Consider the following 25,431-nt stretch of genomic DNA (forward strand, 5'->3'; position numbering starts at 1 on the left):
GGCACCGGGCAACGGCGCCCCTCGTCGGGAACGGGCGGCCGGACCGAGGACGGACACCCCCCACCCCGGCCCCGACCCACAACGAACCGCAGGCGCGACAGCAACCGGCCACCGGACGGAAACGGGCCGCCGCAGGCAAAAAAGGGGCGCGGGGAACGGCGCGACCAGCCACAACGAAACCCGCAGAGCGACAACGCACCCGGCGCCCCCGACGGCACCCCGCTAAGCCAGCGCAGCAACCCGCTCCCGATACCCCCGAACAGCCGCCGCATCCCGATACGGCTCCAACCTCCGCTCGAACTCCCGCACATACTCCACCGCCCGCACCGACCGCATCTCCGCGGCCGCCCCCGCCGCCTCCGCCGCCAGCCGGCACGCCTGTTCCAGCTCGCCGAGCCCCAGCCGCGCCGTCGCCAGCACCACCGTGCAGAACAGGCGGCTGCGCGCGTACCCGCCCCCGCTCCCCCGCAGCTGCAACGACCGTTCCGCATGCTGCGCCGCCGCCCGGAACTGCTGCAGATCCCGGTGGCAGTGCCCGAACTCGTCCGCCAGCTGCGCCTCGTCGAAGAACCGCGCCCAGTACGGCACCTCGTCGCCGCCCCGCGCCGCCTCCAGCGCCCGCTCGGCCCGCACCAGGGACGCGGTGCAGGACCGCACCTCGCCCAGCACTCCGTGCCCGCGAGCCTCCGCCGCGTGCAGCAGCGCCTGCACCACGGGCGGCACTCCCGTCCCCACCCCCTGCTGGGCAACCCGCGCCAGCTGCACGGCCTCCCGTCCGTGCCCGAGGTACACGGCCTGCCGGCTCATCGTCACCAGCACGTACGCCCCGTACGCCCGGTCGCCCGCCGCCTGGGCGAGCCGCAGCGCCTGCACGAAGTACCGCTGCGCGAGCCCGTGCGCGGCGATGTCGTACGAGGTCCATCCGGCCAGCCGGGTCAGGTCGGCCGCCGCGGCGAACAGCCGGCGTCCGGTCTGCTCCCCGTAGACCCCGCGCAGCATCGGCTCGCACTCGTGCTCCAGGTACCGCACGAGCGCCTGCCGGGCGTGGCCGCCCCCGTAGGTGTCGTCCAGCGTGCGGAACAGTTCGGCGACGGACCGCAGCGCCGCGATGTCCCCGCCGGAGACCCGCACCGCGGGCGGCCGCTCGGCCCGCCCCCGCTGCTGCGGCACCACCGCCGGCCGCCCCTGGGCCGGCACCCGCACGGGCGGCTCACCGCGTGCGACCTTGTCGTCGGACCGGCCGATCAGCCAGTCCCGGCTCGGCACCACCAGCCCGGCCGGCGTGAAGGCGATCTTCCGCAGCTCGGCATGGTTGCCGGAGTCCTTGCGCCACAGCCCGCTGACGATGTCGATCGCCTCGTCCGGGGTCGCGGCGAATTCCAGCCCGGCGTACACGGGGGCGCACGCGTCGAGTCCGAGGTCCTGGGCGGTGAGCCGCCGCCCGAGCCGCCGGGTGAACACCTCGGCGATCAGCGCCGGGGTCGTCCCGCGCGGCTGCTGCCCCCGCAGCCACCGCGTGACGGAGGTCTTGTCGTATCTGAGGTCCAGTCCGTGTTCGAGCCCGAGCTGGTCCACGCGACGGGCGAGACCCGCGTTGGAGAACCCCGCTTCTGCGATGAGCGCGGCGAGCTGTCGGTTGGGAGTGCGCTGCGCGGGTCGTTCCGTCATCTGCGGTGCGGTCTCCTGCCTTCCAGGCCTTTGAGGTGCCCGGATTGCCTGTGAGCAGCCCTTATGGCCTCTTGGACGGCGCGAATGTAGCGGAGCGTAAGCAGGCGATCGCACACTTCCCCACCCATTCATCCGATCGTGTGAGGATTGCCCGCAGGGCTGACGCGTCCGAGGCAGTCGTACAGTGGCGTGGGCGCGTTTCATGCCTTACGACTTCGAGGAGGCGCTTGCCGTGAGTGAGCTGCGGTTCGTCCGTATGGGGTTCGGCGCGGACATGGTCGACTACCAGACCGCCTGGGACGAACAACGCCGCGTGCACGCCGCCCGGTTCGCGGACGAGGTGCCCGACACGTGTCTGCTCCTGGAGCACCCGCCCGTGTACACCGCCGGCCGCCGCACCGCGCCCGAGGAGCGCCCGCTCGACGGCACCCCCGTGATCGACGTGGACCGCGGCGGCAAGATCACCTGGCACGGTCCGGGCCAGCTGGTCGGCTACCCGATCCAGAAGCTGCCCCGCCCGGTGGACGTGGTCGCCCACCTGCGCCGGCTGGAGGAAGCGATGATCCGGGTGTGCGCCGAGTTCGGCATCGAGACCTCGCGCGTCGAGGGCCGGGCCGGTGTCTGGGTGCTGGGCGACCCGGTCGAGGAGCGCCCCGCCCTCGGAGGGCTCACGCTCGACTTCGATCCGCGCAGCACCGACCCGGAGTTCGACCCCCGCCTGAACGGTCCCGAGTACGCCCCCTCCAACGCGGGCCAGCGCCGCGAGGACCGCAAGATCTGCGCCATGGGCGTCCGCGTCGCCAAGGGCGTCACCATGCACGGCTTCGCCCTGAACGTGAACCCGGACACCTCCAACTTCGACAAGATCATCCCCTGCGGCATCCGCGACGCGGGCGTGACGTCGCTCTCGTACGAACTGGGCCGCGAGATCACCATCGAGGACGTGCTGCCGGTCGCCGAGCGGCACCTGAAGGACGTCCTGGAGAACGCGGACCTCAAGCCGCGCCCGGTCGAGCCGTCCGCGGCCTGACGTGGCACCGGACATGCAAATCCACGGGCGTACCCTTGAGGACGCCGAAGAATCAATCGCTAGGGAGCCGGTCGTGTCCGCAGTCGCACCCGACGGACGCAAAATGCTGCGCCTGGAGGTCCGCAACAGCCAGACCCCCATCGAGCGCAAGCCCGAGTGGATCAAGACCCGGGCGAAAATGGGTCCCGAGTACTCGAAGATGCAGAACCTCGTGAAGAGCGAGGGCCTGCACACGGTCTGCCAGGAAGCCGGCTGCCCGAACATCTACGAGTGCTGGGAGGACCGCGAGGCGACCTTCCTCATCGGCGGCGACCAGTGCACCCGGCGCTGCGACTTCTGCCAGATCGACACCGGCAAGCCGGAGGCGCTCGACCGCGACGAGCCGCGCCGCGTCGGCGAGTCCGTCGTCACGATGGACCTGAACTACGCCACCATCACCGGCGTCGCCCGCGACGACCTGGAGGACGGCGGCGCCTGGCTGTACGCCGAGACCGTGCGCCAGATCCACCAGCAGACCGCGGACCGCGAGGCCGGCCGCACCAAGGTCGAGCTGCTGGCCCCCGACTTCAACGCCGTCCCGGAGCAGCTGGCGGAGGTCTTCGGCTCCCGCCCCGAGGTCTTCGCGCACAACGTCGAGACGGTCCCGCGGATCTTCAAGCGCATCCGCCCCGGCTTCCGCTACGAGCGCTCGCTGAAGGTCATCACCGAGGCCCGCGACTTCGGTCTGGTCACCAAGTCCAACCTGATCCTCGGCATGGGCGAGACCCGCGAGGAGGTCAGCGAGGCGCTCAGGCAGCTGCACGACGCGGGCTGCGAGCTGGTCACCATCACGCAGTACCTGCGCCCCTCCGTGCGGCACCACCCGGTGGAGCGCTGGGTGAAGCCCCACGAGTTCGTGGAGCTGAAGGAGGAGGCCGAGCAGATCGGCTTCTCCGGCGTGATGTCCGGCCCGCTGGTCCGCTCCTCGTACCGCGCCGGCCGCCTCTACCAGATGGCGATCGAGAAGCGGGGCGAGTTCATCGCCGCGCAGGCGGTGTGAGAGCCATCCGTGTGAAGTCACGCACAAGTCGTTACTGACCGGTAATGACCGGTTCGGCGCGGTCCTGACCGTCCTCGCAGATGAGGGCACACGTCAGGGCCGCGTCGTCGTTCGCACACCGCGCTCCTGGGTTTCATGCGCGTTTGACCGGTCGGTCACGTCCTGGTAACACCAAACAGTGACCCTGGTATCACGCCCCGTACACCCATCCCGAGGGGGGACCTCGACGATGCAGGCCGCGCCCGTCCACGACGTCATGCCGCACGGCACCCGCGCCACCGCCATCCCGTCCTTCACCGACGCGCTGCGCGCCGTCGAGTCGCTGCTGATGAGCAGCGGCCAGCGCACCGCCCGCCGCAACGCCTGGACGTCCGTCCTCGAGGACCGCCGCCGGGCCAAGGACCGGGTCGAGGCGGAGCGCTTCCTGAAGCAGTCCGCCACCGCGCGTTCCTGACCGGTCCGGCCCGCCCGCCGCGGGCCCCGCGCCGCGGGCCGACGGGCACTGCCGTCGTAGCCGCTCCCGGGGCCACGTAGACTTCGTGGCATGGCGAGGAAGGACAACGCAGCGGACGCTGCGAACGCAGGGCGACTGAAGCAGATCGCCCTCACTTACAAGATGACCCGTCGGGCCGACAAGAAGATCGGTCTGGTACTCGCGGCTGTCGGCATCATCACCTTCGGTGTCTTCCTCGCGATCGGTTTCCTGATCGGTCACCCCATCTATCTCGGCATCCTGGGCCTGCTGCTCGCCTTCCTCGCGTCGGCGATCGTGTTCGGCCGCCGCGCCGAGCGGGCCGCCTTCGGGCAGATGGAGGGCCAGCCCGGCGCCGCGGCGGCGGTCCTGGACAACATCGGCCGGGGCTGGACGACCACCCCCGCGGTGGCGATGAACCGCAACCAGGACGTCGTGCACCGCGCGGTCGGCAAGGCCGGCATCGTGCTGGTGGCGGAGGGCAACCCGAACCGGGTGAAGACGCTGCTGGCCGCCGAGAAGAAGAAGATGAACCGCATCGTGGCGGACGTGCCCGTGCACGACGTCATCGTGGGCACCGGCGAGGGCCAGGTCGAGCTGAAGAAGCTGCGCACCACCATGCTGAAGTTCCCGCGCGTGCTCACCGGCCCGCAGGTGACCGCGACCAACGACCGTCTGCGCGCCCTGGGCGACCTGATGAGCAACATGCCGCTGCCCAAGGGCCCGATGCCGAAGGGCATGCGGCTCCCGAAGGGCGGCCCGAGGGGCCGCTGAGTCCCCGTACACGACGAAGGGGGCGCCCGGTGATCACCGGGCGCCCCCTTCGTCGTATCGATCGTCGTACGCCTCGGCGTATCGATCGGCGTACGCCTCGTCGTATCGATCGGCGTATCGATCGCCGTACGGACTCGTACGGGCTAGATCCGCACCTCGACCGTGTTGGCCAGCCGGTCGTGCAGGCCGCGGCCGTCGCGGTCCCAGATCAGGGCCGGGATCGCCAGGCACAGCAGCACCGAGCGCAGCAGGGCGCGCAGCGGGTTGACCGTGCCGGTCTCCAGGGCGAGGACCCGGAGGCCGAACAGGCGCTTGCCGGGGGTGAAGCCGACCGTGCCGACGGTCAGGACGCTCAGGACGAAGAAGACCAGGAGCGTCCAGTTGCTCGTGGCCGGGATCCTGTACCCGTCCGTGATCAGACCGTATGCGATCAGAAAACTCAGGCCCCAGTCGACGGCGAGGGCGCCGAGCCGCCGGCCGGGCCGGGCGATCGAGTTCGGTCCGCTCTCCGGCAGACCGAGCTGCTCGCCCCGGTAACCGAAGTCGGCTCCCGCGTCCTCCATGGCCGCGCGGGGCCCGGACAGCCACGATCCGATTGCTTGCCTGTTGTCCACCCGTACACGGTACTGCGCCCGTATATGACCGGGGCACGGCGGGGTGTGTCGGGGCTAGCCTGGTGGCGGAGCCGGTTAACTTCGGCGAAACAAATGGGTCACGCCAGAGAAATCACCCGTCCCTAGGGTCGAGTGGAGCGTGTGCCACCGCACTGGCCGCACGACCGATCAACCACCCCCGGCGAGGCGGTCGGGAGTAGGAGGAGCTGGATGTTCCAGAACGCCGACGAGGCCAAGAAGTTCATCGCGGACGAGGACGTCAAGTTCATCGACGTCCGCTTCTGCGACCTGCCGGGCGTCATGCAGCACTTCTCGCTGCCCGTCGAGGCGTTCGACCCCGACGAGGAGCTGGCGTTCGACGGTTCGTCGATCCGTGGCTTCCAGGCCATCCACGAGTCCGACATGGCACTGCGCGCCGACCTGTCGACCGCGCGGGTGGACCCCTTCCGCCGTGACAAGACGCTCAACATCAACTTCTTCATCCACGACCCGATCACGGGCGAGCAGTACTCCCGTGACCCGCGCAACGTGGCGAAGAAGGCCGAGGCGTACCTCGCGTCGACCGGGATCGCCGACACCGCGTACTTCGGCCCCGAGGCCGAGTTCTACGTCTTCGACTCCGTGCGCTTCAAGACCTCGGAGAACGAGTCCTTCTACCACATCGACTCCGAGGCCGGCGCCTGGAACACCGGCGCGCTCGAGGACAACCGCGGGTACAAGGTCCGCTACAAGGGCGGTTACTTCCCCGTCCCGCCGGTCGACCACTTCGCCGACCTGCGCGCCGAGATCTCCCTGGAGCTGGCCAAGGCCGGCCTGCAGGTCGAGCGCCAGCACCACGAGGTGGGCACCGCCGGCCAGGCGGAGATCAACTACAAGTTCAACACGCTGCTCGCGGCCGCGGACGACCTGCAGCTGTTCAAGTACATCGTGAAGAACGTCGCCTGGCGCAACGGCAAGACGGCGACCTTCATGCCGAAGCCGATCTTCGGTGACAACGGCTCGGGCATGCACGTGCACCAGTCGCTGTGGAGCAACGGCGACCCGCTGTTCTACGACGAGGCCGGCTACGCGGGCCTGTCGGACACCGCCCGCTACTACATCGGCGGCATCCTCAAGCACGCCCCGTCGCTGCTGGCCTTCACCAACCCGACGGTGAACTCCTACCACCGCCTGGTGCCGGGCTTCGAGGCTCCGGTGAACCTGGTGTACTCGCAGCGCAACCGCTCCGCCGCGATGCGTATCCCGATCACGGGTTCGAACCCGAAGGCCAAGCGCGTCGAGTTCCGCGCCCCGGACGCCTCCGGCAACCCGTACCTGGCCTTCTCCGCCCTGCTCCTCGCGGGTCTGGACGGCATCAAGAACAAGATCGAGCCGGCCGAGCCGATCGACAAGGACCTCTACGAGCTGGCTCCCGAGGAGCACGCGAACGTCGCGCAGGTCCCGACCTCCCTCGGCGCGGTCCTCGACCGCCTCGAGGCCGACCACGAGTTCCTCCTCCAGGGCGACGTCTTCACGCCGGACCTGATCGAGACGTGGATCGACTTCAAGCGCACGAGCGAGATCGCCCCGCTCCAGCTCCGCCCGCACCCGCACGAGTTCGAGCTGTACTTCGACGTGTGACCGGCACCCGCCGAGCGATCGGCGGGTGAGAGCGTCCGGCGCCCCCGCCTCCCCCTCCCGGGAGGCGGGGGCGCCGTCGTCTGTACGATGCGGGCAAGGACATGACACACGGGGGGTGTTTTCCCATGCCCGAACTCGACGACTTCGACCGGGAGTTCGACCACCGCTGGGCTCGCGCGGCCGAGCACAAGGAGCCCTCGGCCCGCGCCCGCATGCTGGCCGCCCGCTGGAAGGACAACCCACCGCAGCCGGTCCCGTTCCGCGCCGACCCGGACCCGGTACGCCCGCGCCGCTCGTCGTGGTCGTCGACGGCGATCGTCTTCACCTGCGTCCTCGCGGTGATCGCCCTGCTCGGCTGGGCACAATTGCGGGCGACGTACTGAGATGCCGGTCGTCGCCGACACGGGTGAGGCAGCGGCGGCGCGGCTCGCCGGCGGTGCGCCGGTTCGGGACGTGCTGGACGTGGACGACCCCGGGGCCTGGCTCGCGCTCGACGCCGGCGTCCGGGACGGACACTGGCGGCGGCGGGAGCTGCCCACCGACCCCGGGCAGTGGGACGAGTCCCGGCTCGCCCTCGCCCTGTGCCACCGCGACGGCCGGATCCGGGAGCGGGCCGTGGGCCGGGCCGCCCACCGTCCCGCCCTGCTGCCGCTGCTGGTGATCCGCGCCGCCGACTGGGCGGAGCCGGTGCGCGAGCGGGCCCGGGCCGTGTTGCGGCTCGCTCTCGACCTCGACACCGCCGTGGCGCTCGCCCCGTTGCTCCTGCTGGTCGGCCGGCGGTACCGGGGTCACCATGGCGTGGAGCTGCTCGGAGACGTCCTGCGGGCGGCCCCCGTCGAGCGGCTGGCCCCGCTGCTCGGCCACGCCGGCCGCACCGTGCGCCGCTTCACCCACCGTCTCGCCGTCGACTCCCGTCTGCTCTCGGCCGCCGAGCTGGCCGGCACCGCAGCCCGGGACACCGACATCGTCGTCCAGCGCCTGTGCTGCGACGCCGCCCTGGCCGCCGTGGCGGCAGGCCGCGGACCGCCGAGGAGGTTCTGGGCCCACTGCTCACCGCCCGCAACCCGCACGCCCGGGCGACCGGCGTCACCGCGCTGCGGCGGGCGGGGCGCCCCGAGCGTGCCGAGGACTTCCTCGCCGACCGGTCGGCCCTGGTGCGAGCCTGTGCCCGCTACGTCGTACGACAGCACGGGACCGACCCGCTGCCCTGGTACCGGCAACGGTGCGCGGCGTCGGACGGTTCCGCGGTGCCGCCCGGCGCGGTCGTCGGGCTCGCCGAGTGCGGGGAGCGCACCGACGCCGGTCTGCTCTGGCCTCTGGTCCACCATGCCGACCCTCGGGTGCGTGCCCGGGCAGTGGCGGGGCTCCGCATCCTCGACGTGGACGTACGGAGCCTGTGGCCGCTGCTGGAGGATCCGGCGGGCGGTGTGGTCCGGGAGGTCACGCGTGCCCTGCTGCCTTCTGCGCGCTCCCTCGATGCCGAATGGCTGGCCGGACTGCTCACGCCGGAAACGCCCGGGGCCACGCGGGTCGCGGCGACACGGTTGCTGGGCGCGTACGGCCCGCGGTGACCTTTTGCCTCTGCTAGGGCCGATCGGAACCCGTTGATGGGAGCGCGTGGGTGCACACTGGCTAAGGGGCGAGTGCCTTACTGCGGGGTGATGCGAGATGCAGAGCCGCTTTGCCGGTGATCGGCGGCTGACCGTGCGGATGTCGGTCACGCTGTTCCTGCTCGGGCTGCTGTACGTGGGGTTCGTGGCGGCGCTGATCGTGCTGCTGAGGTCCTGGGTGATGGTCGTCGTCCTGATCGGGGCGATGTTCGTCGCGCAGTTCTGGTTCTCCGACAAGATCGCCATGTTCGCGATGCGCGGGCGGGTGGTGGAGCGGGAGGAGTATCCCGAGCTGCACGCGGTCGTCGACCGGCTGTGCGCGATCGCCGACATGCCCAAGCCGGTGGTCGCCGTGTCCGAGATGGACATGCCGAACGCGTTCGCCACGGGCCGCAATCCCGACCATGCCGTGGTCTGTGTGACCACGGGCCTGCTGCGGCGGCTGGAGCCGGCCGAGCTGGAGGGTGTGCTGGCCCACGAGCTGTCGCACGTGGCGCACAAGGACGTCGCCGTGATCACCGTCGCGTCCTTCCTCGGGGTGCTGGCCGGTCTGATCGTGCGGTTCGCCTTCTACTCCCAGCTCTTCAGCAGCGGCCGCCGGGACCAGAACACCGCCGCCCTCTTCGCCATGGTGATCGGCGTCGCCGCGGCCGTCTACGCGATCAGCTTCCTGCTCATCCGGGCCCTGTCCCGCTACCGCGAGCTGGCCGCCGACCGCGCGGCCGCACTGCTGACCGGCCGCCCCTCGGCGCTGGCGTCCGCGCTGACCAAGGTCTCCGGCGACATCGCCCGGATCCCGACGAAGGACCTGCGCACCGCGCAAGCCTTCAACGCCTTCTACTTCACCCCGGCGACCGGTTCCGAGCCCGGCATCGAGCGGTACTTCTCCACCCACCCCACGCTGCAGCAGCGGCTGGAGCTGCTGGGCCGGATCTCCGTCGAGCTGGGCGAGGCGCAGGCGCCCGGGAAGACGGGCTGAGCATGGGGCTGCTGGACATCCTGCTCGGCCGTACGAAACCGGTCGCGCCCGATCTGGACCAGCTCTTCGCGCTGCCGTCGGCGGCGGTGACGCTGCAGGCGGCGGCCGGTTTCACGCCGACCGGTCGGGGCGCGGTGTGTTTCGCGACCGTCGAGGGCTCGGCGTTCGAGCAGACGCACCGGGAGGTGCAGGCCCTGCTGGACGCCGACACCGACCGCACCGGGCCGCCCGTGCGGCTGACGCAGGACTCCTACGGCTACTCCTGGCTGGTCTCCCACCGCTCCCCCGACGAGCTGCCCCAGCTCGTCAACGATCTCCACGCGGTGAACAGTTCCATGGAGGTCAACGGCTTCGGCCCGCAGCTGCTGTGCTCGCTGGCCGGCTTCCGCGACGACCGCGACCGCCGGCTGGCGCTGGTGTACCTGTACAAGCGGGGCACGTTCTATCCCTTCGCGCCGCTGCCCGGCCCGGCCGAGCGGCGCGACAACGCCTTGGAGCTGCAGATCAGGGCCACCCTCGCGAACGACCTGCGGATCGAGCAGGACCTGGGGCGCTGGTTCCCGGTGTGGGGCGCCCCCGCGCTGTGAGGCACGGGGCGGCCGTCACCCGCGGGTCGCTCGGCGCGTTCCTGGCGGCGCGCCTCGACGGGGCGTTCGCGGCGGTAGCGGCGCTCCCACTTGGCCTGCTGGTCCCGGTGGCCTTGTACGCCCGGTGAGTGGCCGGCGCGGAGCCCGGAGACGCCGGGGGGCCCGTCGGGCGCCGAGCACGTGCCCCGCCCGTACCGGGCGGACAGGCAGACCGGCGAAAGGGACGCATCCGCTTCTTGCGCGAGCGCACTTGGGGGTGTGAGTGAATGGGGCGCATGACCGAGTCCCTGTCCGACTTCACACTCGACGTCGACGGCGAACGCCTCAGCGGGGTCTACGGCGGAGCGGGCGACGGCCCGGCCGTGGTCCTGCTGCACGGCGCCGGCGCCGGCAGCAAGGAGCGGCTGCTGCCGCTGGCCGACGAGTTCGCCGCGCGCGGCTGCCGCGTGCTGGCCTTCGACTTCTCCGGGCACGGCGGGAGCACCGGCCTGCTGCGGCGGCTGAGCCTGCGGCGCCGCTTCGAGCAGGCCGTTGCGGTGATCGACGCCTGCGCCCCGGACGGACCGCTGGTCCTGGTCGGGTTCAGCATGAGCGGGCAGACCGTGGCCGACCTGGTCGCGTACTACTCGCAGCGGGTCGCCGCGATCGGCCTCGGCGCACCCGCCGTGTACGCGCCCGAGGCGTGGGAGCTGCCCTTCGGCAACGGCGACGGACGCTTCAGCACGATTCTGCGTACGCCGGACAGCTGGCGCACCTCGCGCGCGCTGGACGCGCTGCGCGCCTACGAGGGCCGGGCGGTGCTCGCCGTACCCGGCACGGACGCGGTGATCCCGCCGGCGGTGACGGAGGCGGTGCAGGACGCGCTCACCGCCCGCGCCCAGTACACGCGCTTGGAACTGCCCGCCGCCGACCACCAGGTGGGGACATGGCTGCGGGACCACACCGAGGACCGGCGGGCCTTCGTGACCGCCGTGCTCACCGGACCGGACGACCGGGGCTGGACGGCCACGCGCGCGTGGGTGGCCAAGCAGCTGCCCCAGGGACGCACGGTCACCGGCACGCGCGTGCTGCGGGGCGGGTGGAGTTCCCAGCTGAGGCGGCTGACCCTGGACGACGGCGGGGCGCTGGTGCTGCGCAGCTTCGTCAAGCCCTTCTACCGGCGGCACGCCCCGGGGCTGCTGGCCCGTGAGGCGTCGGTGCTCGCGCTGCTGGCCGGCGAGGACGGCATCCCGGTGGCCGAGCCGGTCGCCGTGGACGCGCGCGCCGAGCACTGCGACCACCCGTCCCTGCTCATGACGCTGCTGCCGGGCCGCGTGCGCGTCGACGAGGACGACGCGGAGGAGCTGGACCGGCGCCTGGACCTGCTGGCGGCCCAGCTGGTGCGCATCCACCGGGTGGTGCCACGGGAGCGGCCGCGCCGGTACGAGGCGTGGACCTCCGCCGAGCGGGTGCGCACCGCGCCGGGCGCGCTGTGGGAGCGTGCGGTGGACGTGCTGCGCCGCGAGCCGCCGGCGTACGACGGCTGCTTTCTGCACCGGGACTTCCACCCGGGGAACGTGCTGTTCAGCGGGTCGGGCGCACAGTTGCGGGTCAGCGGGGTGGTCGACTGGGTGGAGACGTCGTGGGGTCCGGCCGACCTCGACGTCGCGCACTGCTGCACGGCACTCGCCCTGCTGCACGGGCCGGAACACGGGCTCGCCTTCCGGCAGCGGTACGAGGCCCACGGCGGGCGCCGGCTCGCCGACGGCCCGGACCACCTGTACTGGCGGCTGCTGGACGCCCTGGCCTACGCCCCGGACGCGGCGCGGCTCGCGGGGCCGTGGCGGGACCTCGGCCGCACGGATCTGACGCCGGAGGTGCCGGCCGAGCGGCTGGAGGCGTACGTCGGGGGGCTGCTGGAACGCTACGGCTGACGGACGTCCGCCTCCCGCGCCGTATCGCGGGGGCGCGTCCGCGGGCCGTGTCGGTGGGCCCGTCTCGGTGGGCCGTTGTCGGTGGGCCGTGTCGGTGGGCCTTGTCGGTGGGCCGTTGTCAGTGGGGTCCTGGAAGATGGCGTCAGGCACCGGCGTGGGGACGGACGGAGGCGGCATGAGCGGGCGGGTACGGCACATCGGCGTGGCGGAGCGGCGGGCGCGGCTGGCCGTACGGCACCGGCTGGCGCCCCGTGCCCGGGCGGCGACGCCGGAGGAGGTGGCCGACGCGCTGGTCGCGCTGCACGGCACGGACCCGGCGACGGTGTACCTGGCGGTGGGGGCGCGGATCACGGACCCGTCGGGGACGATCTCCGAGACCGAGCGGGCGCTGTACGAGGACCGCTCGCTGGTGCGGATGCACGGCATGCGGCACACAGTGTTCGTGTTCCCCACGGAGCTGACGGCCGTGGTGCACGCCTCGACCGGTCTCGCGGTGGCCGCACGGGAGCGGGCCTCGCTGCTGAAGGACATGGCCGCGGCAGGGGCCCCGGACGCGGCCTGGCTGAAGGAGGTCGAGGAGTCGGCCCTGGCGGCGCTGGCCCGGCGCGGGCAGGCCACGGCGGCCGAACTGGCCAAGGACGAACCGCGGCTGAGAGAGCAGTTCGCCTACGCGGCCGGCAAGAGCTACGAGGGCGTGCACACGGTGTCCTCACGCCTGCTGCGCGTGCTCGGTGTGGAGGGCAAGGTGGTCCGGGGCCGCCCGCTCGGCTCCTGGACGTCGAGCCAGTTCCGCTGGGCCCCGGCCCCCGCGCATCCGGAGCTGGACGCCGCCGGTGCCCAGGCGGAGCTGCTGCGGCGCTGGCTCGCGGTGTGCGGCCCGGCCACGGAGGCCGACCTGAAGTGGTGGACCGGCTGGCGGGTGACGGAGGTACGACGGGCGCTCACCGCGATCGGCGCGCGGGAGGTGGCCCTGGACGAAGGCACGGGATACGTCCTCGCGGGCGACGAGGAGCCCGGCGGTCAGAAGCCCGGCGGTCAGAAGCCGGGCGGTGGGAAGCCGGCCGGCGAGGGCACGGCGGAGCCGTGGGCGGCCCTGCTGCCGGGGCTGGACCCCACCGCGATGGGCTGGCAGCAGCGGGACTGGTTCCTGGCTCCCGGTCTGCGCCCGGCGCTGTTCGACCGCAGCGGCAATGTCGGGCCGACGGTGTGGTGGGACGGCCGCGTGGTGGGCGGCTGGGCTCAGCGGCCGGACGGGGAGATCGTGTGGCGTCTGCTGGAGAAGGACGGTGTGGGGCGTGAGGCCGAGGCGGCGATCGCCGCGGAGGCGGAGCGGCTGCGGGGCTGGGTCGGGACGACCCGGGTGACGCCGCGATTCCGGACGCCGCTGGAGCGGGAGTTGGCCGGCTGAGCCGGGGGCGTCCTCCGTCGGACGCCGCTCATCGACGCGCGTACGCGGGTGGCCTGCGGCGGGCGCGGCACCACGCGCACCGGTGCGGGCCGATGCCGGGTATCGCGGCCGCCCGACGGTCGGGGCCGACGCATCGCGGCACCGACGGTCGGGGGCCGACACGTCACGGCGTCTCCGGTACGGGCCGACGCCCCGACGGTCGGGACCGGCACGTCACGGCGTCTCCGGTACGGGCCGACGCCCGGCCCGGGCCGACGCCGGGCACCGCCCCGAGGACGGCACCCGGCGCCGGCCACCGGCTCACCGGCTTCGCCTCACCGGCAGTAGCGCATCAGCGCGCGCACCATGTGGCACGTCGTGTCGGACGGCGGGTGGATGCCGATCGCCTCCGCCGTGCTCCGTATCGTCTCGTCGCGGGCCTGGCCCGGCATGTAGACGCCGGAGTCGAGCAGGGCGATGGCCAGGCGCATGGCCTTCAGACGCCGGTTGTGCGTGATGTACCACTCGCGCGGACGGCCCGGCGGCAGCGGACGCTTCGCCGCCGGCGCGTACGGCGAGTCGAACAGCACGGGGTGGGTCGCGGTGGACTGGGTCGGGCGTGGCTTGCGGGACGGCTTCGGGTGGAGTGCGGCAGCGGGCACAGGCATCCTCCTGTCGCGGTCAGGGAGTCTCCGGAGGCCCCGGCGTCTTCCCTCGAACACTACGTCAATTCTACTGCCCACCACTGACAATCGGGGGCCCGCGGATCCACTCAAAGACGCAGGTCGGCAAGGGAATTGGCGCAGCGTCACGGACGCTCCGGGAGGGGCGGATGAGACACAAGGAATTCGAACACGCTCGCTCGCACGAGGCCCCGTTCCGGCCGCCCGGTAGCGTGAGCGGCATGGAGATCTGGATCAACCCGGCCTGTTCCAAGTGCCGCAGCGCCATCAGCCTGCTCGACGCCGAGGGCGCCGACTACACCGTCCGCCGCTACCTCGAGGAGGTACCGAGCGAGGACGAGATCAGGGACGTCCTCCAGCGGCTGCAGCTGGAGCCGTGGGACATCACCCGCACCGGGGAGGCCGAGGCCAAGGAGCTGGGCCTGAAGGACTGGCCGAAGGACGACTCCGCACGGGACCGCTGGATCAGCGCCCTGGCCGAGCACCCGAAGCTCATCCAGCGTCCCATCATCACGGCCGACGACGGCACCGCGGTGGTGGGCCGCACGGAGGAGGCCGTACGGGAAGCACTGTCCCGCTGAGGCCCACGGCGGCCCCGCTGAAGCGCACGGCGGCCACAGGCCCGGCGCGTCGGCGTCGCGGGCGCCGAACTCCGGTGTGATGCAGGCCACTTCGGCGGTCGCCGTGACCGCTGAGTAACTCCGTTCGGTATCTCGTACATAGCGGCGTACGCTCCCCTACCTCTTCAGGAGGCGCGCATGTCGCGCAGGAGAACGCTCAGTACGAAGAAGAAACTCGCCCTGCTGGTCACGGCCGCGGCGGTGGCCGGAGGCGGGGCCTTCGCCATGGCGAGCACCTCGAACGCCTCCCCGCCGCCGCGGACCCTGTCCGCGGACTCGGGTGTGTGCCAGGGGCTCGCCACCGCTCTCGGCAACAACCAGAAGTTCATCGACGGGCAACGGGCCAACCCCGACGCCCTGTCGCAGGCGCGGATCGCCAACCGCCAGGCGGTCATCGAGGAGATCAAGCGCAAGCAGGCGGCGTCCGGATGCGCGGTCGGGGAGTCGGCTCAGGACTCCCAAGCCGGCCAGAACGGACAGCAGTCAGGACAGCAGGGCCAGGGCGGACAGCAGACGGGGCAGGGGTCCGCGCCGCCCTCGCAGGCCGCCGGGGCGGGAAACGGCGGCGGTGCGGCCGCCTCCGGTCAGCAGGTGTGCAAGGGCTCGACGGTCACCCTCTCCGGCGAGGGCGGCGCCCCGGCCGCGTCCAGCAACCAGTTCCCGGCCGGGACGAAGCTCAAGGTCACCAACCTGGACAACAACAAGACCACGACGGTCCAGGTCACCTCGGTCTCCGGCAGCTGCGTCCTGCTGAACAACGCGGCCTTCGAGCAGGTCCGCGAGCCCGGCAAGTTCCTGATCCGCCGGGCGCTGATCGAGAAGGTGGGGTGAGGCCCCTGGCCCTGGTCGGTCGCTTCAGTCGCTCAGGAAACCGCTGAGGCGGCGGCCCAGGTCCGTGGGTGCGGCGTGCGGCAGCGCGTGGTGGGAGACGTCCGGTACGACCTCCACGTCCGCCCGCGGCAGCAGCTCCCGGGCCCTGGCCGCCACCTCGTGCGGGTCATGGGTCCTGCTGTTCGCGGCCACGAGCAGCAGGACCGGCACGTCCAGGCCCCGCAGCGCCCGGGGCGCCGGGCGGGGGCCGGTCACCGGCTTGACGGAGGGGAAGCCGGTGGCCTCCTCCTGCAACCGCAGCCAGTCGGCGTCCAGCCGCCTTCCTGACGTCTCCCACGCCAGGAAGGCCCGGGTGCGGTGGGGCGCGGGGCGCAGCAGCATCGGCAGCGCGTGCAGCAGGTACGCCGCCTTGAACCCGGCGAAGCACTGGGTCGGGTCCAGGAGGAACAGGCGGCGTACCCGCTCGGGCGAGCGCAGCGCGAAGTGGAGGGCCACGAAGGCGCCGTAGGAGTGCGCTCCGAGGTCGGCCTCGGGGCCGGCCCCGAGGCCGTCGAGCAGCGCCTGGAGCCAGTCGCACAGGTCGGCGGCCGTGCGGGGGCGGTGATCGGCGGACACCTCGCTGCGGCCCGGGACTCCGGGCAGGTCGACGGCGTACACCCGGCGGGTGCGGGACAGTTCGGCGGCCTGGGCGTACCAGGAGGCCGAGGTCGCGCCCCCGCCGCCGGGCAGGAGCAGCAGCGGAGGCGCGTCGCGCGGTCCGCAGGCGTTGACGTACGCCGTGCCGTACGGGGTGGGTACGAGGAGCGTCTCGCGTTGCGCCGGCCACTTCGCCATGACCTTGTCGTACGCCGCCCGGAATCCGTCCGGGTCGAACCGGCCGCTCATCACCGCGCCCCCTATTATCTCGCTCAGCAAGACTCTTGTTGAGCGAGACGATAGCGGAAGGCGGCCGTGGTGTCCCAGGAACCCGAGATGGAGATCGTCCATCTGCTGCGCGCGGTGGCGGTCGAGCTGGGGCTGCACAGCGCCCGCTTCGCCCAGCGCAACGGCATGCACCCGACCGATGTGCGGGCCCTGATCGCGCTGATGGACGCCCGGCGGGCGGGCGAGGAGATGACGGCCGGCCGCCTCGGCGCCGAGCTGGGGCTGAACTCGGCCGGGACGACGGCCCTGATCGACCGCCTGGAGCGGGCCGGGCACGCACGCCGCGCGCGGGGCCGGCTGGACCGGCGGACGGTGGTCGTCGAGGTGGACGAGCGGGCCGTACGGCTGGGCCAGGACTTCTTCGGACCGCTCATCGGCCGGACGGTCGGCCTGCTGGAAGGCTACGACGACCGTGAACGGGCGGCGATCCGCGACTTCCTCGCCGGGGTGCGGGAGGCGGCGGCCGACGGCTCCTGAGCCAGGGGGCGCGGTCCCGCAGTGCCCCGCCGCGACCGCCGAACCGCATCGCATACGAATCCGGGCGCGCCCGGCACCCGTCATGCCCCTCCTCACAGCCGCCCGCCCGGCGGCGTGAGACGCGCCACACCACCCTCAGGTAACACGGGGTTCACATTCGAGCAATGGACGGGAAATCGCCTGTTGGCAGTCTGCCGACATCCACCGCGGCGCCCCGTGCCGCAGCGCCGCAGCAACCGCAGTGCGCCAGACCCACCGTAAGGATGTGGCCCCGATGACCTTCAAGGCTGAGTACATCTGGATCGACGGCACCGAGCCGACGGCCAAGCTCCGTTCCAAGACGAAGATCATCACGGGTGCCCCCGCCGGCCTGGAGGCGCTGCCGCTGTGGGGCTTCGACGGGTCCTCCACGAACCAGGCCGAGGGCCACTCCTCGGACTGCGTGCTGCGGCCGGTCTTCAGCTGCCCGGACCCGATCCGCGGCGGCGACGACATCCTGGTGCTGTGCGAGGTCCTGGACACGGACATGACCCCGCACCCGAGCAACACGCGTGCCCAGCTCGCCGAGGTGGAGGAGCGGTTCGCGACGCAGGAGCCGATCTTCGGCATCGAGCAGGAGTACACGTTCTTCAAGGACGGCTACCCGCTCGGCTTCCCCAAGGGCGGCTTCCCGGCCCCGCAGGGCGGCTACTACTGCGGCGTCGGCTCCGACGAGATCTTCGGCCGTGACGTCGTCGAGGCGCACCTGGACAACTGCCTGAAGGCGGGTCTCGGCATCTCCGGCATCAACGCCGAGGTCATGCCGGGCCAGTGGGAGTTCCAGGTCGGCCCGCTCGCCCCGCTGGAGGTCTCCGACCAGATGTGGGTGGCGCGCTGGCTGCTGTACCGCACCGCCGAGGACTTCGGCATCGCCGCCACCCTCGACCCCAAGCCGGTCAAGGGCGACTGGAACGGCGCCGGCGCGCACACCAACTTCTCCACCAAGGCGATGCGCGAGGGCTACGACGCGATCATCACCGCGTGCGAGTCGCTCGGCGAGGGTTCCAAGCCGCTGGACCACGTCAAGAACTACGGCGCCGGCATCGACGCCCGCCTGACCGGCCTGCACGAGACCGCCCCGTGGGACAAGTACTCCTACGGCGTCTCCGACCGCGGTGCCTCGGTCCGCATCCCGTGGCAGGTCGAGAAGGACGGCAAGGGCTACATCGAGGACCGCCGCCCCAACGCCAACGTCGACCCGTACGTCGTGACGCGGCTGATCGTCGACACCTGCTGCTCGGCGCTGGAGAAGGCCGGCCAGGTCTGATCCCGCTGATCCACCGCGACTTCGCGTGAGGGGCGTCCACCGCCGAGGTGGGCGCCCCTCCGCGTTGCCGGTGGGGCATGCCGAAACGGCGCGGTTGTCCACACAGTGAGAGGAGGGCTCCTGTCAACGGCTCATGTCTGGTTCAATAAGTCCATGGCCAGCTTCCAGAACTGCTCCGCGACAGGTCGCCAGGACCTCGAGCCCTTCTGGCCGTCCCGTCAGCACCACGACTTCGACCGGGTGTGTTGCCGCGCGAAGAACGCGCCGGCCCTCTAAAGCCGTAACCCCCGGCCTTCGGCCGGCGCGACAAGCCGTACGTCCCCCGACGCGCCGCGACCACGAGTCGCCGCCGTCGACCTGTCCGACGAACGACGAACTTCTCGCGCGAAAGAGCTGACCTCTCATGGCGACCACTCGTTCCCTCAGCACCGCCACCCTGCCCGCCCCGGCCACGGCCCCGGCCCCCCGTCACCGGCTGCGCGCCGTCGACCGGGACGAGGTGGTCGACGTCGCGGACTTCCTGCCGCCGGGTGCCACCTGGCTGCCGGCCCCGCAGCACGCCCTGCCCGCACTGCCCGGCCGGCCGCCGATGGTCGGCTACCTGGTGCTCGTCCCCGCCGACCAGCAGCCGCCGTTCCTGCCGGTGGCCGTGCCGGACCAGCCGGAGCCCGGCGCCCTCGGCGCGGCTGCCGAAGAGCCGCTCGTGCGGATCGACACCGTGCAGCGCACCGCCTGGGTCGACGGGCGCCAACTCGACCTGACCTACCTCGAGTTCGAGCTGCTCGCCCACCTGGTGGCCAACCCGCACCGGGTGCACACCCGCGACCAGCTGGTCACCACCGTGTGGGGGTACGGCCACGTGGGCGACGGCCGCACCGTCGACGTCCACGTCGCCCGCCTGCGCCGCAAGCTGGGCGCCGAGCACCGCAAGGCGATCCAGACGGTGCGCCGCGTCGGCTACAAGTACACCCCGCCGGCCGGCCGCTGACACCTCTGCCGCGAGCAGAACACGGTTCCGCCCCGCGCCCGGCTCCGGCACAGTCACCGGCATGAGACTTCTGGTGCTGGGCGGTACGGAGTTCGTGGGGCGGGCCGTGGCGGAGGCGGCACTCGACCGCGGCTGGGAGGTGACCGTCTTCCACCGGGGACGGCACACGGCCCCGTCCGGGGTGCGGTCGCTGCACGGCGACCGCACCGCCCCGGACGGCCTCGCGGCCCTGGCCGGCACGGACGAGCGCTGGGACGCCGTCGTCGACACCTGGTCGGCGGCGCCCCGCGCGGTCCGGGACACGGCCCGCCTGCTGCGGGAGCGCGCCGGACGGTACGTGTACGTCTCGAGCTGCTCGGTGTACGCCTGGCCCCGCCCCGCCGGGTACGACGAGGACGCGCCGCTCGTCGAGGGCGCCTCCCCCGGCGCCGGCCACACCGACTACGGGCGCGACAAACGCGGCGGGGAACTGGCGGCCGTCGCGGAGTTCGGCGCGGACCGCTCGCTGCTGGTACGGGCCGGGCTGATCCTCGGGCCGTACGAGAACGTCGGCCGGCTGCCCTGGTGGCTGAACCGGATCGCGCGGGGCGGCCCCGTGCTCGCGCCCGGCCCCCGGGACCTGCCGCTGCAGTTCATCGACGCCCGCGACCTCGCCCGGTGGACGCTCGGGGCCGTGGAGCAGGAACTGAGCGGGCCGTACAACCTGATCAGCCCCTCGGGACACGCCACCATGGGCGCGTTGCTGGAGTCCTGTGCGCGGGCCACCTCGGGCCCGGCCGACCTGCGCTGGACCGATTCGCGGACGATCCTCGACGCGGGCATCGAGCCGTGGGTGCAGCTGCCGGTGTGGGTGCCGCCCGGCAGTGAGCTGCACGACGCGCTGCACAGCGCGGACGTCTCCCGGGCCCTCGCCTCGGGCCTGCGCTGCCGTCCCGTCGAGGAGACCGTCGCCGACACCTGGCGCTGGCTGCGCGCACTCGGCGGCACGGCACCGATGCGTGCGGACCGCACGGCCACGGGGCTCGACCCGCGGGTGGAGGCGGAGGTGCTGGGCATCGAGGGGGGTGTATCCGGCACCACCCCCTGACGGGGTCCCCGGCCCCGTGCGGACACCGCGCACGCTCGGCGAGACTGTTCCCCGCGCAGAGCGACGAGCGACGAGCGCGGAGCGAAGACGGCGAAGGCGAGGGCGGGGGCCATGACGAGGACTCGGGTACGGAACGCACTGGTGGCGGGGGCGCGCGGTGCCGCGCTGTCCACGATGGGCTGGACCGCCTCCATCGGCCTGTCCGTCCTCGCCCTGCTCTCCCTGTCCTTCATCCCCCTGGGGCTGGGGACGCTCACCACCCCCTCCGTGCTGCGGATGGTGCGCGGGTACGCCCAGCGCCGCCGGGAACTGGCCGCGCGCTGGGCGGGCATGGACATACCGGCCCCCTACCGGCCGCTTCCGGCGCCGCCGCGTGGCGGGTTCCTCGGCCGGGCCGAGCTCACCCGGGCGCTGCTGCGGGACCCGGCGACCTGGCAGGACCTGCGCTGGCTGTCCGTGGACGCCCTCGCCGGCGCGGCGGTCGCCTCGCTCGCGCCGGCCATGATCGCCGAGGGAGTCTTCGGCATCCTGATCGGGGCGGGCCTGTGGAAGCCGATCGTGGCCGTCTCCGACGACTGGTGGTACGCGTTCATCCCGGTCACCGGCCCGCGCACCGCCTTCGCCGCCGCCCTGCTCGGCTGCGTCTGGCTCGCCCTGGCCCTGCGCTGCAACACCGCGCTGATCCGCGCCCACTTCCGCATCGGCCGCGCCCACCTCGCCCCCTCCGCCGAGGCCCGGCTCGCCCGCCGCGTGGAGAAGCTCACCGAGACCCGGCGGGACGCCGTCGACACCTCCGCCGCGGAGCTGCGCCGCATCGAACGCGACCTGCACGACGGGGCGCAGGCGCGGCTGGTGGCGATGGGCATGGATCTCGGCACCGTCGAGCTGCTGCTCGACAAGGATCCGGAGCAGGCCCGGCAGTTGCTCGCGCAGGCCCGGCACAACTCGCTCGCGGCCCTGGGCGAACTGCGCGACCTGGTGCGCGGCATCCACCCGCCGGTGCTCGCCGAACGCGGTCTGGGCGACGCCGTACGGGCGCTGGCGCTGCGGCTGCCGGTCGGCACCGAGGTGAGCGTGGACCTGCCGGGGCGGGCGCAGGCGCCGGTGGAGTCGGCGGCGTACTTCGCCGTGAGCGAGCTGCTCACCAACGCGGTCAAGCACTCCGGCGCCGACCGGGTGTGGGTCGACCTGCACCACGCCGACGGGCGGCTGCGGGTCACGGTCACCGATGACGGCAAGGGCGGGGCGGTGATCGGTGCCGGGTCGGGGCTGGCCGGTGTGGAGCGGCGACTGGGTACATTCGACGGCGTTCTGGCCGTCAGCTCCCCGGTGGGCGGTCCCACTCTGGTGACCCTGGAGATTCCGTGCGTGTTGTCCTAGCCGAAGACCTCTTCCTGCTGCGCGACGGGCTGGTCCGGCTGCTCGGGGCGCACGGCTTCGACGTCGTCGCGGCCGTCGAGTCCGGCCCCGAACTGAGCACGGCGCTGCGGGAGCTCGACCCGGACGTGGCCGTGGTCGACGTACGGCTGCCGCCCACGCACACCGACGAGGGCCTGCAGTGCGCGCTGCAGGCCCGCAAGGACAGGCCGGGACTGCCGGTGCTGGTGCTCTCCCAGCACGTGGAGCAGCTGTACGCGCGTGAGCTGCTCGCCGACGGCAGTGGCGGAGTCGGCTATCTGCTGAAGGACCGGGTGTTCGACGCGGAGCAGTTCGTGGACGCCGTACGGCGGGTCGCGGGGGGAGGTACGGCGATGGATCCGCAGGTCATCCAGCAGTTGCTGGCCCGCGGCGCGGGCGAGGACCGGCCGCTGGCCCGGCTCACGCCGCGGGAGCTGGAGGTGCTGGAGCTGATGGCGCAGGGCCGGACGAACACGGCGATCGCCGCCCGGCTCGTGGTGACGGAACGGGCGATCGCCAAGCACACCGCCAACATCTTCACGAAGCTGGGCCTGGAGGTGTCGGACGACGACAACCGGCGGGTGCTGGCCGTGCTGGCGTTCCTGGACCACGGTCGCTGAGCTGTCCCCGGACCACGGCCGCCGACCTGCAACTCCACTGAATCCTCACGGGCTTTGAACACCACTGGCGCCGCTTGCGTATCCATGGGCGCCGCTTCACCCCTCGGGCGCCTCGCTGCCGCCCCGGAAGCCCGCACGGAAGTCAGAGGAGTTCCATGGCACGCAACACACGAAAACGCCGCTCGTCCTTGGCCGGCAAGGCCATAGCCGCATCGGCGGCGCTAGCGCTCGGCGGGGGCGGCCTGGTCTGGGCGAACTTCTACGCATCGGCCCACGAGTCGCACGACTCCTGGGGCAACCGCACCAAAGCGGCCGCCGCCCAGGTGGCGACGATCTCCTGCCCGGACGTCGGTCAGCAGCTCACGGACGTGCCGGGGCAGGCGCGCACCGAGGTGGACGGTGAACTGGCGAACCTGGACCGCCAGATCACCGACGCCTACCAGCGGCTGGCGACCACACGCGACGCGCAGACGCGCGACGCGAGCTTCGTGCAGAACTCCATCCTCCAGCCGCTGAAGGACCGGCGGGCGGCGATCATCGACCGCATCCAGCTGGAGATCAACCGGGTCGGCGGCAACGCCCCCGGCCGCCTGGACGACCTCGCCGCCTGCACGGCCAGCCCCGCCGACCAGCCGCAGACGACCGGCGGCCAGAACAACGGCGGCCAGCAACAGGGCGGCCAGAACAACGGCGGCCAGCAGCAGGGCGGCCAGAACAACGGCGGTCAGAACAACGGTCAGCAGGGTGGCCAGAACAACGGCGGTCAGGCCGGCAACGGCCCCTCCGCCGCCGACTTCGTCGACATCACCAAGGTCCGGCCGAACGTCCCCGCCAAGCCCCGCAGGATGTGGGGCGCCTCCGTCGGCACCTTCACCACCCGCTGCGGGGTGAACGCCAACGGCAACCACAACACCGACAACGTGATCGTGGCCCCGGGCGTCAAGAACGGCGCGCACCACCTGCACGACTACGTCGGCAACCAGTCCAACGACGCCTTCGCCAACAACGGCACCTTCGCCGCGGCCGAGACCACCTGCCAGAACCAGCAGGACAAGTCTTCGTACTACTGGCCGGTGCTGCGCGTGCAGAACGGCACGCAGGACTTCGACCAGAACAACGACGGCGGCGGCAAGGAGGGCAACGTCGGCAAGATCCTGCTCGCCAAGCAGGCGCAGATCAAGTTCGTCGGCAGCCCGGCCGGCAAGGTCGTCGCGATGCCGCAGTTCCTGCGGATCATCACCGGTGACGCCAAGGCCTTCACCAACGGCCCCGGCAACGCCAACGCGCACTGGAGCTGCACCGGCTTCGAGAACAAAGTCCAGCTCACCGACAAATACCCCATCTGCCCCTCCGGCAGCAGTGTGGTGCGCAGCTTCGCCTTCCAGTCCTGCTGGGACGGCCAGAACATCGACAGCGCCAACCACCGCACCCACGTCGCCTTCGCCGACGCGAACGGCCGCTGCAAGAACGGCTTCAAGGCGATCCCGCAGCTGACCATGCGCCTGGTGTACGACGTGCCGGCGCCGGTGATCAGCAACGGCCAGGTGAAGAACGCCTACGCGGTCGACGGCTTCCCGGAGCAGCTGCACAAGGCGATCACGGACCACGACGACTTCATCAACGTGATGTCCGGCAACCTCAACAGCACCATCGCCAACTGCATCAACCGGGGACAGAAGTGCCAGTGACCCCCTGACCCCCCACATGCGAAAGCCGGCGGTGCCACTCCCCCACCGCCGGCTTTCGTATGCCGCGCACCCGGTCAGTGGTGACCCGAGTGCGCTCCCCCGTGCTGCTTGCCCTGCTCGATGGTGCCGCCCAGCGTGGAGCGGAGCGCGCCGACCACCCCGTCGTCACCGACGGCGACCCACTTGCGGCCGACGAGGTAGTGACCGCCGTAGTCCTTCGCCTCGTTGATCCACTCCCGCTGCCCCCGGTCGGTGGCGAAGGTGGCCAGCACGAACTTCCCGGCGGTGGTGGTGCAGATGGCCTGGCGGATCTCGTCGGCGTCGGTCTGCATGTCCGGCCGGCACTTCGCCTCGGCGGCCAGGTGCTCCAGACTGCCGGTGGCCGTCGGCGGTACGGCGTCGTCGTGGCCGCCGCCGGCGCCGCAGCCCGCGACCGCCAGCGCGGCCAGGGCACCGGTCACGGCGAGCATCGGTCGGGTCAGCCTCATGTGTTTCCTCCGGGGTCCGGGGGGTGCGGGACGCCTGTCGATACGGCTGCCGCGCGCCGTGCGCTCAATCCGCTCACCGCTCTCCCCGAGCCGTACCCCTGTGCGAGAGTGGGCCGGTGAACCAGGACTGGGAAGACCGGATGACCGCGGCCTGGGCCGCCTTCGACGACTGGCCCGAGGAGCGGGCCGCCGAGTTCCGCGCCCGGATCGACGCGCTCGTCGCCGAGCTGCCGGAGGACAGCCCGGTGGGCCCCTTCGAGCGGGCCTGCGCCTTCGACTCGACGGGCCACTCCGACCGGGCGGTTCCGCTGTACCGGGAGGCGCTGGCGCGCGGCCTGGACGGGTACCGGGGCCGGCGGGCGAAGATCCAGCTGTCCTCCTCCCTGCGCAACACCGGGCACCCGGAGGAGGGCGTCAAGCTGCTGACGCCCGAACTGGACGCCCCGTCCGACGAGTTGGACGACGCGGTGCGGGCCACGCTCGCGCTGTGCCTGTCGAGCCTCGGCCGCGACCGTGAGGGCCTGTCGCTGGTGCTGGGCGCTCTGGCCCCCCATCTGCCGCGCTACCAGCGGTCGATGGCGAACTACGCCCGTCTGCTCGTGGAGCCCGGCGACTGAGTCACCCGGGC

The 25,431-nt window shown here is 72.3% G+C and carries 27 protein-coding genes; 22 read left to right on the forward strand and 5 right to left on the reverse strand.

The annotated features are described in order from the left end of the window. Nucleotides 1–222: 222 nt before the first annotated feature. Nucleotides 223–1,668, reverse strand: a complete 1,446-nt coding sequence (locus tag AB0E88_RS29805) for a regulator (protein ID WP_361636969.1) — start codon at nucleotides 1,666–1,668, stop codon at nucleotides 223–225. Nucleotides 1,669–1,900: 232 nt separating this feature from the next. Here AB0E88_RS29805 and lipB point away from each other — a divergent pair, with 232 nt between their 5' ends. The 4 genes from lipB (at nucleotide 1,901) to AB0E88_RS29825 (ending at nucleotide 4,983) form a co-directional block, all read left to right on the forward strand. Further along, on the forward strand, nucleotides 1,901–2,698 hold the full coding sequence (gene lipB / locus AB0E88_RS29810) for a lipoyl(octanoyl) transferase LipB (RefSeq protein WP_361636972.1): 798 nt from the start codon (nucleotides 1,901–1,903) through the stop codon (nucleotides 2,696–2,698). A 73-nt stretch (nucleotides 2,699–2,771) separates the two neighbouring features. Further along, entirely contained in the window at nucleotides 2,772–3,737 is a 966-nt protein-coding gene (gene lipA / locus AB0E88_RS29815) for a lipoyl synthase (RefSeq protein ID WP_361636975.1), read from the forward strand. Nucleotides 3,738–3,966: 229 nt separating this feature from the next. After that, entirely contained in the window at nucleotides 3,967–4,191 is a 225-nt protein-coding gene (locus tag AB0E88_RS29820; protein ID WP_361636978.1) for a hypothetical protein, read from the forward strand. Between the two features lie 90 nt (nucleotides 4,192–4,281). Continuing rightward, complete coding sequence (locus AB0E88_RS29825) at nucleotides 4,282–4,983, forward strand: DUF4191 domain-containing protein (RefSeq protein ID WP_361636981.1); 702 nt, start codon at nucleotides 4,282–4,284, stop codon at nucleotides 4,981–4,983. 143 nt (nucleotides 4,984–5,126) lie between these two features. Here the strand turns inward: AB0E88_RS29825 and AB0E88_RS29830 are convergent, their stop codons facing one another. Further along, entirely contained in the window at nucleotides 5,127–5,597 is a 471-nt protein-coding gene (locus AB0E88_RS29830; RefSeq protein WP_361636984.1) for an RDD family protein, read from the reverse strand. Between the two features lie 210 nt (nucleotides 5,598–5,807). Here AB0E88_RS29830 and glnA point away from each other — a divergent pair, with 210 nt between their 5' ends. The 7 genes from glnA (at nucleotide 5,808) to AB0E88_RS29865 (ending at nucleotide 13,714) form a co-directional block, all read left to right on the forward strand. Beyond that, on the forward strand, nucleotides 5,808–7,217 hold the full coding sequence (gene glnA / locus AB0E88_RS29835) for a type I glutamate--ammonia ligase (RefSeq protein WP_361636987.1): 1,410 nt from the start codon (nucleotides 5,808–5,810) through the stop codon (nucleotides 7,215–7,217). Between the two features lie 125 nt (nucleotides 7,218–7,342). Then, complete coding sequence (locus AB0E88_RS29840; protein ID WP_361636990.1) at nucleotides 7,343–7,600, forward strand: hypothetical protein; 258 nt, start codon at nucleotides 7,343–7,345, stop codon at nucleotides 7,598–7,600. A gap of 597 nt (nucleotides 7,601–8,197) precedes the next feature. Further along, nucleotides 8,198–8,788 (forward strand): hypothetical protein, encoded by a 591-nt coding sequence (locus AB0E88_RS29845; RefSeq protein ID WP_361636993.1) that lies wholly within the window; start codon nucleotides 8,198–8,200, stop codon nucleotides 8,786–8,788. A 97-nt stretch (nucleotides 8,789–8,885) separates the two neighbouring features. Next, the gene (gene htpX, locus AB0E88_RS29850) at nucleotides 8,886–9,806 is read left to right on the forward strand and encodes a zinc metalloprotease HtpX (RefSeq protein ID WP_361636996.1); all 921 of its coding nucleotides are present in this window, start codon (nucleotides 8,886–8,888) and stop codon (nucleotides 9,804–9,806) included. A gap of 2 nt (nucleotides 9,807–9,808) precedes the next feature. After that, nucleotides 9,809–10,393: a hypothetical protein gene (locus tag AB0E88_RS29855; RefSeq protein WP_361636999.1), complete on the forward strand. Its 585-nt coding sequence runs from the start codon at nucleotides 9,809–9,811 to the stop codon at nucleotides 10,391–10,393. Between the two features lie 266 nt (nucleotides 10,394–10,659). Further along, nucleotides 10,660–12,306 carry an alpha/beta fold hydrolase gene (locus AB0E88_RS29860; RefSeq protein WP_361637002.1) on the forward strand — a complete coding sequence of 549 codons (1,647 nt, stop codon included), beginning with the start codon at nucleotides 10,660–10,662 and terminating at the stop codon, nucleotides 12,304–12,306. A 175-nt stretch (nucleotides 12,307–12,481) separates the two neighbouring features. Then, nucleotides 12,482–13,714: a winged helix DNA-binding domain-containing protein gene (locus tag AB0E88_RS29865; protein ID WP_361637005.1), complete on the forward strand. Its 1,233-nt coding sequence runs from the start codon at nucleotides 12,482–12,484 to the stop codon at nucleotides 13,712–13,714. A gap of 314 nt (nucleotides 13,715–14,028) precedes the next feature. Here the strand turns inward: AB0E88_RS29865 and AB0E88_RS29870 are convergent, their stop codons facing one another. Next, on the reverse strand, nucleotides 14,029–14,355 hold the full coding sequence (locus AB0E88_RS29870; protein WP_361637008.1) for a hypothetical protein: 327 nt from the start codon (nucleotides 14,353–14,355) through the stop codon (nucleotides 14,029–14,031). Nucleotides 14,356–14,597: 242 nt separating this feature from the next. Here AB0E88_RS29870 and AB0E88_RS29875 point away from each other — a divergent pair, with 242 nt between their 5' ends. Then, nucleotides 14,598–14,957: an arsenate reductase family protein gene (locus AB0E88_RS29875; protein WP_361637011.1), complete on the forward strand. Its 360-nt coding sequence runs from the start codon at nucleotides 14,598–14,600 to the stop codon at nucleotides 14,955–14,957. A gap of 177 nt (nucleotides 14,958–15,134) precedes the next feature. Continuing rightward, a complete protein-coding gene (locus AB0E88_RS29880) occupies nucleotides 15,135–15,827 on the forward strand; it encodes a hypothetical protein (RefSeq protein ID WP_361637014.1) in 693 nt (230 codons plus the stop codon). A gap of 24 nt (nucleotides 15,828–15,851) precedes the next feature. On the opposite strand, the gene AB0E88_RS29885 is transcribed toward AB0E88_RS29880, so the two are convergent. Continuing rightward, the gene (locus AB0E88_RS29885; RefSeq protein ID WP_361637111.1) at nucleotides 15,852–16,712 is read right to left on the reverse strand and encodes an alpha/beta fold hydrolase; all 861 of its coding nucleotides are present in this window, start codon (nucleotides 16,710–16,712) and stop codon (nucleotides 15,852–15,854) included. Nucleotides 16,713–16,799: 87 nt separating this feature from the next. On the opposite strand from AB0E88_RS29885, the gene AB0E88_RS29890 reads away from it, so the two are divergent. From AB0E88_RS29890 to AB0E88_RS29925, 8 genes are all read left to right on the forward strand, one after another. Next, on the forward strand, nucleotides 16,800–17,228 hold the full coding sequence (locus AB0E88_RS29890) for a helix-turn-helix domain-containing protein (RefSeq protein ID WP_361637114.1): 429 nt from the start codon (nucleotides 16,800–16,802) through the stop codon (nucleotides 17,226–17,228). Nucleotides 17,229–17,502: 274 nt separating this feature from the next. After that, the gene (glnII, locus tag AB0E88_RS29895; RefSeq protein ID WP_361637016.1) at nucleotides 17,503–18,534 is read left to right on the forward strand and encodes a glutamine synthetase; all 1,032 of its coding nucleotides are present in this window, start codon (nucleotides 17,503–17,505) and stop codon (nucleotides 18,532–18,534) included. A gap of 153 nt (nucleotides 18,535–18,687) precedes the next feature. Further along, nucleotides 18,688–18,810, forward strand: a complete 123-nt coding sequence (locus AB0E88_RS29900; protein ID WP_361637019.1) for a hypothetical protein — start codon at nucleotides 18,688–18,690, stop codon at nucleotides 18,808–18,810. 127 nt (nucleotides 18,811–18,937) lie between these two features. Continuing rightward, the gene (locus AB0E88_RS29905) at nucleotides 18,938–19,522 is read left to right on the forward strand and encodes a winged helix-turn-helix domain-containing protein (protein ID WP_361637022.1); all 585 of its coding nucleotides are present in this window, start codon (nucleotides 18,938–18,940) and stop codon (nucleotides 19,520–19,522) included. A gap of 61 nt (nucleotides 19,523–19,583) precedes the next feature. Beyond that, a complete protein-coding gene (locus AB0E88_RS29910; RefSeq protein ID WP_361637025.1) occupies nucleotides 19,584–20,609 on the forward strand; it encodes an SDR family oxidoreductase in 1,026 nt (341 codons plus the stop codon). Between the two features lie 111 nt (nucleotides 20,610–20,720). Then, entirely contained in the window at nucleotides 20,721–21,989 is a 1,269-nt protein-coding gene (locus AB0E88_RS29915; protein ID WP_361637028.1) for a sensor histidine kinase, read from the forward strand. Beyond that, a complete protein-coding gene (locus AB0E88_RS29920; RefSeq protein WP_361637031.1) occupies nucleotides 21,974–22,627 on the forward strand; it encodes a response regulator transcription factor in 654 nt (217 codons plus the stop codon). Before AB0E88_RS29915 ends, AB0E88_RS29920 begins: the two co-directional genes overlap by 16 nt. 155 nt (nucleotides 22,628–22,782) lie before the next feature. Beyond that, nucleotides 22,783–24,315 (forward strand): DUF1996 domain-containing protein, encoded by a 1,533-nt coding sequence (locus AB0E88_RS29925; protein ID WP_361637034.1) that lies wholly within the window; start codon nucleotides 22,783–22,785, stop codon nucleotides 24,313–24,315. 74 nt (nucleotides 24,316–24,389) lie between these two features. On the opposite strand, the gene AB0E88_RS29930 is transcribed toward AB0E88_RS29925, so the two are convergent. Next, nucleotides 24,390–24,803 (reverse strand): hypothetical protein, encoded by a 414-nt coding sequence (locus AB0E88_RS29930; protein ID WP_361637037.1) that lies wholly within the window; start codon nucleotides 24,801–24,803, stop codon nucleotides 24,390–24,392. A gap of 140 nt (nucleotides 24,804–24,943) precedes the next feature. On the opposite strand from AB0E88_RS29930, the gene AB0E88_RS29935 reads away from it, so the two are divergent. Then, entirely contained in the window at nucleotides 24,944–25,420 is a 477-nt protein-coding gene (locus tag AB0E88_RS29935) for a tetratricopeptide repeat protein (protein ID WP_361637116.1), read from the forward strand. The last annotated feature ends 11 nt before the right edge of the window (nucleotides 25,421–25,431 follow it).

This window comes from Streptomyces sp. NPDC028635, assembly GCF_040637635.1.
In the GTDB taxonomy this organism is placed as follows: Bacteria; Actinomycetota; Actinomycetes; order Streptomycetales; family Streptomycetaceae; genus Streptomyces.